Origin of the sequence: Mycobacterium sp. 1245805.9 (genome assembly GCF_001672915.1) — a bacterium.
Lineage (GTDB): Bacteria > Actinomycetota > Actinomycetes > Mycobacteriales > Mycobacteriaceae > Mycobacterium.
Window position 1 is genome coordinate 1 of the sequence record NZ_LZKR01000099.1, and the last position, 6,063, is coordinate 6,063.

At 67.8% G+C, this 6,063-nt stretch carries 4 protein-coding genes and 1 pseudogene; 2 read left to right on the top strand and 3 right to left on the bottom strand.

The window, feature by feature from the left end:
• The coding region (locus A9X00_RS14415; protein ID WP_156772087.1) for a zinc-dependent metalloprotease at nucleotides 1-1,264 on the bottom strand (1,264 nt) is incomplete at its 3' end.
• Nucleotides 1,265-1,340: 76 nt separating this feature from the next.
• Here A9X00_RS14415 and A9X00_RS14420 point away from each other — a divergent pair.
• Complete coding sequence (locus A9X00_RS14420; protein ID WP_067154289.1) at nucleotides 1,341-2,363, top strand: PDZ domain-containing protein; 1,023 nt, start codon at nucleotides 1,341-1,343, stop codon at nucleotides 2,361-2,363.
• Here the strand turns inward: A9X00_RS14420 and A9X00_RS14425 are convergent.
• A complete protein-coding gene (locus tag A9X00_RS14425) occupies nucleotides 2,360-2,854 on the bottom strand; it encodes a hypothetical protein (protein WP_082975234.1) in 495 nt (164 codons plus the stop codon). The genes A9X00_RS14420 and A9X00_RS14425 overlap by 4 nt on opposite strands.
• 98 nt (nucleotides 2,855-2,952) lie before the next feature.
• Here A9X00_RS14425 and A9X00_RS14430 point away from each other — a divergent pair.
• A pseudogene (locus A9X00_RS14430) lies at nucleotides 2,953-5,595 on the top strand (UPF0182 family protein); the annotation flags it as partial.
• 248 nt (nucleotides 5,596-5,843) lie between these two features.
• Here the strand turns inward: A9X00_RS14430 and A9X00_RS14435 are convergent.
• Nucleotides 5,844-6,063 (bottom strand): hypothetical protein (locus A9X00_RS14435; protein ID WP_156772088.1); only part of this gene is annotated, 220 nt, incomplete at its 5' end.

Consider the following 6,063-nt stretch of genomic DNA (forward strand, 5'->3'; position numbering starts at 1 on the left):
GCTCGTCGAGGTCCTCGGCGCCCGGCAGCAGGTCCGGGTGTTGCCAGACGGCGTCGCGCGCGTCGGCCCCGGCGGCCTCGGTCAGCCGCTCCCACAGGGCGGCGGCCTCGCGCAGCTTGCGCGGCCGCAGCTCGAGGCCGACCAGGGTCGCGAACGTCTGCTCGGCCGGCCCGCCGCTGGCCCGGCGGCGGCGCAGCGTCTCGCTGAGCGCGGCCGTGCCCGGGATCCGGTCGCCCAGGGCCGCGGTGACCACCACCTGCACCCAGCCGTCGATCAACGCCAGCAGCGTCTCGAGCCGTTCCAGCGCCTGCTTCTGCGCCGGCGTCGCCTTCGGTTCGAAAACCCCCTGACCGAGCAGTTCCTCGATGGCCGCCGGATCGGACAGCGACGCGGGGTTGAAGTCGCGCGCCAGCTCCTCGATCCCGGACATGTCGATCTTCATGCCGCTGGCGTAGGCCTCGACCGCGCCCAGCAACTGGCTGGACAGCCAGGGCACGTGGCTGAACAGCCGGTGGTGCGCCGCCTCGCGGGCGGCCAGGAAGGTCAGGATCTCGCTGCGCGGCTGCTCGAGTCCGGAGGCGAAAGTGTCGACGGCGTCCGGCAGGAGCGCGGCCACCCCCTTGGGGCCGAGCGGCAGACCGATGTCGGTCGACGTCAGCACCTCACGCGACAACCGCCCCAGCGCCTGTCCGAGCTGCGAGCCGAACGCCATGCCGCCCATCTGCGACATCATCGCCATCAGCGGGCCGGCCATGCTCTTGGCCTCTTCGGGCAGCGAGGACGCCCACACCGTCGCGATCTGCTCGGCCATCGGGTCGCACAGCCGCTTCCAGGTCTCCAGCGTGTTGTCGACCCAGTCGCCGGGGCTCCAGCCCACCGCCTTCGACGTGCCCGCGGGCAGCGCCGTCGCGCCGTCCAGCCAGGTCTCGGCGAGGTGGACCGCGTCGGCGATCGCCTTGGTCGTGGAGGCGGGAACGGGCGCGACGAAACCGATCGAGCTCGACGCGACCCGGCGCGCCAGTTCGTAGTTCACGGGGCCGGACGCCTTGCCGCCGGCCATGACGGTGCCCGCGCTGGAAAACATCTGGCCGAGCTGGGTGAAGATCTGCCCCAGGTCGCCCATGCCGAATTCCCCGCCCATGCCGAAGGCGCCCAGCGGGTCGGATCCCCCCGAGCCGGAACCGGGATCTTTCTTCTCGCGGTCCGGGTCGTCGCCGGAGGAGAAGCCGAATGGCAGGTCAGGCATAACGTCAACGGTACTCACCGCGGGGGCGCCACGCGCCATCTGTGGTCACGCTCGTAGCTGAACGGGCCGAGCAGCCGCCGGATAGGGTAGGCGCGTGAACAGGCGGATTCTCACGTTGATCGTCGCGCTGGTGCCGATCGTGGCCTTCGGCGTGCTGCTCGCGGTGGTGACGGTGCCGTTTGTGTCGCTGGGCCCGGGCCCGACGTTCGACACGCTCGGTGAGGTCGACGGCAAGCAGGTGGTCGCGATCGAGGGCACCGAGACGCACCCGACGACGGGCCACCTCAACATGACGACGGTGTCCCAGCGCGACGACCTGACCCTCGGGGAAGCGCTGACGCTGTGGCTTTCCGGACAGGAGCAGCTCATCCCGCGCGATCTCGTCTACCCGCCGGGCAAGTCGCGCGAGGACGTCGACAAGGCCAACAACGCCGACTTCAAGCAGTCCGAGGACAGCGCCGCCTACGCCGCGCTGGGGTTCTTGAAGTACCCGGTCGCGGTCACCGTCTCGACCGTCACCGACCCCGGCCCGTCGGCCGGCAAGCTGAAGTCCGGCGACGCGATCGACGCCGTCAACGGCACCCCGGTGTCCAGCATCGAGCAGTTCACCGGGTTCCTGAAGGGCACCAAGCCAGGCCAGGTCGTCACGATCGACTATCGCCGCAAGAACGAACCCGCCGGGGTCGCGCAAATTACGCTGGGAACGAACAGGGATCGTGACTACGGCTTCATGGGGGTCGCGGTGCTCGACGCGCCGTGGGCGCCGTTCACCGTCGACTTCAACCTCGCCAACGTGGGCGGGCCGTCGGCCGGGCTGATGTTCAGCCTCGCGGTGGTCGACAAGCTCACCACCGGCGACCTGGCCGGGTCGACGTTCATCGCGGGCACCGGGACCATCTCGGTCGACGGCAAGGTCGGTCAGATCGGCGGCATCACCCACAAGATGGCCGCCGCCCACTCGGCCGGGGCCACGGTGTTTTTGGTGCCGGCGAAGAACTGCTACGAGGCGACCTCGGACAACCCGTCCGGCTTGCGCCTGGTCAAGGTCGAAACCCTCGCCCAGGCGGTGGACGCGCTGCACGCGATCAAGTCCGGCGGCCAGACGCCGAGCTGCTAGCCGCTGTAACCCCGCCGGTCGAAGCTGAGCCCCCCGCGTTCCGAGACGGAGAGCCGCTGCTGCGGACTGCGAACGGGTGGGCGGCGCAGGTATTGGGTGAAACCGGCGGCACACAGCGCGAGGGTGAACTCATGGCCGACGAGGGTCCACCCGAACGCGCCGTGTTCGTCGGGACCGGACCTTTCGAGCGTTTCGAGCGACAGCTCGAAGCTGAACCCGCGCAGGTTGATGTCGCCGACGAGGTCCCACGCCTCCTCGAACACCAGGGTGGCGGGGCAGAGCCAGAAACTGAAGGTGTTTTCCGGCGGTTCGGGGCGCACCCATTCGACGATGTAGTCGAGGTCGACGAGCAGCCGGCCGGGATGCGGCGGCGCTGGCTCGACCGCAACGGCGTGCACGGCACAGTCGTGCCAGCTCATCTCGTCGAAGTCCGCGTCGGTCCACACCGCCTTGCCGATCGTCGGCCCGGCACGTCCGCTCTGTTCTGGCACCGCCCAAGCAGACCACACCCAGCGTGCGGCAATGCGTAGAGTTGTGACCGTTCTAGAAAATCTCTAGCACCGGCCAGCAAAATCAGGGAGCGTAGCCAGTGGGGATGCGGCCCACCGCACGGATGCCGAAGCTGACTCGGCGTAGCCGGATTCTGATCCTGATCGCACTCGGTGTGATCGTCTTGCTGCTCGCCGGTCCGCGGCTGATCGACGCCTATGTCGACTGGCTGTGGTTCGGCGAACTCGGCTACCGCTCGGTGTTCACCACCGTGCTGGTCACCCGCATCGTCGTGTTCCTGGTCGCGGGACTGCTTGTCGGCGGCATCGTGTTCACCGGGCTCGCGTTGGCCTACCGCGCCCGTCCGGTGTTCGTGCCGAGCAATACCAACGATCCCGTGGCGCGCTACCGCGCCGTCGTCGTTTCGCGCCTGCGGCTGGTGGGCATCGGAATTCCCGCGGCCGTCGGCCTGCTGGCGGGCATCATCGCGCAGAGCTATTGGGTGCGGGTCCAGCTCTTCATCCACGGCGGAACGTTCGGCATCAGGGATCCCCAGTTCGGCAAGGACCTCGGGTTCTACGCGTTCGAGCTGCCGTTCTACCGGCTGTTGCTGTCCTACATGTTCGTCGCGGTGTTCCTGGCCTTCCTGGCGAACATCTTGGCGCACTACATCTTTGGCGGCATCCGGCTGTCCGGCCGCACCGGGGCGCTGAGCCGCTCGGCGCGCATCCAGCTGGTCAGCCTGGTCGGTGTGCTGGTGCTGCTCAAGGCCGTCGCCTATTGGCTGGACCGCTACGAGCTGCTGTCGCACACCCGCGGCGGCAAGCCGTTCACCGGCGCCGGTTACACCGACATCAACGCCGTGCTGCCGGCCAAGCTGATCCTGATGGCGATCGCCCTGATCTGCGCCGCCGCCGTGTTCTCGGCGATCGTGCTGCGCGACTTGCGGATTCCGGCCATCGGTCTGGTCCTGCTGCTGCTCTCGTCGCTCATCGTGGGGGCCGGGTGGCCGTTGATCGTCGAACAGATCAGCGTCCGGCCCAACGCCGCGCAAAAGGAAAGCGAATACATCAGCCGCAGCATCACCGCGACGCGCCAGGCCTACGGCCTGACCTCCGAGCAGGTGAGCTACCGCAACTACACCGGCGACGGGCAGGCCACCGCCCAGCAGGTGGCGGCCGACCGCGCGACCACCTCGAACATCCGGCTGCTCGACCCCACGATCGTCAGCCCGGCGTTCACCCAGTTCCAGCAGGGCAAGAACTTCTACTTCTTCCCCGACCAGCTGTCCATCGACCGCTACCTCGACCGCAACGGGGCGTTGCGCGACTACGTGGTCGCGGCCCGGGAGCTCAACCCGGACAGGCTGATCGACAACCAGCGCGACTGGATCAACCGGCACAGCGTCTACACCCACGGCAACGGCTTCATCGCGTCGCCGGCCAACACGGTGCGCGGAATTGCCAACGACCCCAACCAAAACGGTGGCTACCCTGAGTTTCTGGTCAACGTCGTCGGCGCCAACGGCAGCGTGGTGTCCGACGGGCCGGCGCCGCTGGACCAGCCGCGCATCTACTACGGGCCCGTCATCTCCAACACGTCCGCCGACTACGCGATCGTCGGAAAGAACGGCAACGACCGCGAATACGACTACGAGACCAGCGCCGAAACCAAGAACTACACCTACAGCGGGCTCGGGGGAGTGCCGATCGGCAGCTGGATCTCCCGCAGCGTGTTCGCCGCCAAGTTCGCCGAGCGAAACTTCTTGTTCTCCAACGTGATCGGCTCCAACAGCAAGATCCTGTTCAACCGGGATCCCGCGCGCCGGGTGGAGGCGGTGGCGCCGTGGCTGACCACCGACAGCGCGGTCTACCCGGCGATCGTCAACAAGCGACTGGTGTGGATCATCGACGGCTACACCACCCTGGACAACTACCCGTACTCGGAGCTGACCTCCCTAGAGTCCGCCACCGCCGACTCCACCGAGGTGGCGTTCAACCGCCTGGCGCCCGACAAGAAGGTCTCCTACATCCGAAACTCGGTGAAGGCCACCGTCGATGCCTATGACGGCACCGTCACGCTGTACCAGCAGGACGAATCGGATCCGGTGCTCAAGGCCTGGATGCAGGTGTTCCCCGGCACCGTGAAACCCAAGAGCGACATCACCCCCGAGCTTTCCGAACACCTCCGCTACCCCGAGGACCTGTTCAAGGTACAGCGGATGCTGCTGGCGAAGTACCACGTCAACGACCCCGTGACGTTCTTCTCCACGTCGGACTTCTGGGACGTGCCGCTGGATCCGAACCCCACCGCCAGCAGCTACCAGCCGCCGTACTACATCGTCGCGAAAAACATTGCCAAGAACGATAATTCGGCGTCATACCAGTTGATCAGCGCGATGAACCGGTTCAAGCGCGACTACCTGGCCGCCTACATCAGCGCCAGCTCGGACCCGGCGACGTACGGCAAGATCACCGTGCTGACCATCCCGGGTCAGGTCAACGGCCCGAAGCTGGCGAACAACGCGATCACCACCGACCCGGCGGTGTCCCAGGACCTGGGCGTGATCGGGCGAGACAACCAGAACCGGATCCGGTGGGGCAACCTGCTCACGCTGCCGGTGGGCCAGGGTGGGCTGCTCTACGTCGAACCCGTCTACGCCTCGCCGGGGGCCAGCGACGCCGCCTCGTCGTATCCTCGGTTGATCCGGGTGGCGATGATGTACAACGACAAGATCGGCTACGAGCACATCGCCGCCTTCGCCACCGAGTCGACGTGGGACGGCCTGGCCGACGCGCTGCGGAAGAAGTACGGCGGGATCGCGACGCGGTTGGTGTTCTACAACGCGCAGGGGCCCCAGGAGCGTTTCGAGCGCTACGGCGAGGTCGCCCGTCGGCTGCAGACCACTTAGCGCCGCGAACGTGCGGAGAATGCCGCGGTTTACGGCGTGTCGCCGTACAGACACGCACACTCGCGGGCGATTGAGGCGAGTTACTTGGTGGCGTTGTACTTGTTGATCGCGTCGTCCAGCCGCTGCAGCGCGGCGCCATAGGCGGCGAAATCGCCCTTCTTCTGGGCGTCTTTCGCCGCGCCGATCGCGGCCTGGATCTCCTGCAGGGCGGCCGCCTTGGCCGCCGACAGCGTCGTCGAACCGTCCGGCGACGGCGGCACCGCGGTGGGCGGCGGCGGACCCGGGGGCGCGGCCGCCCCG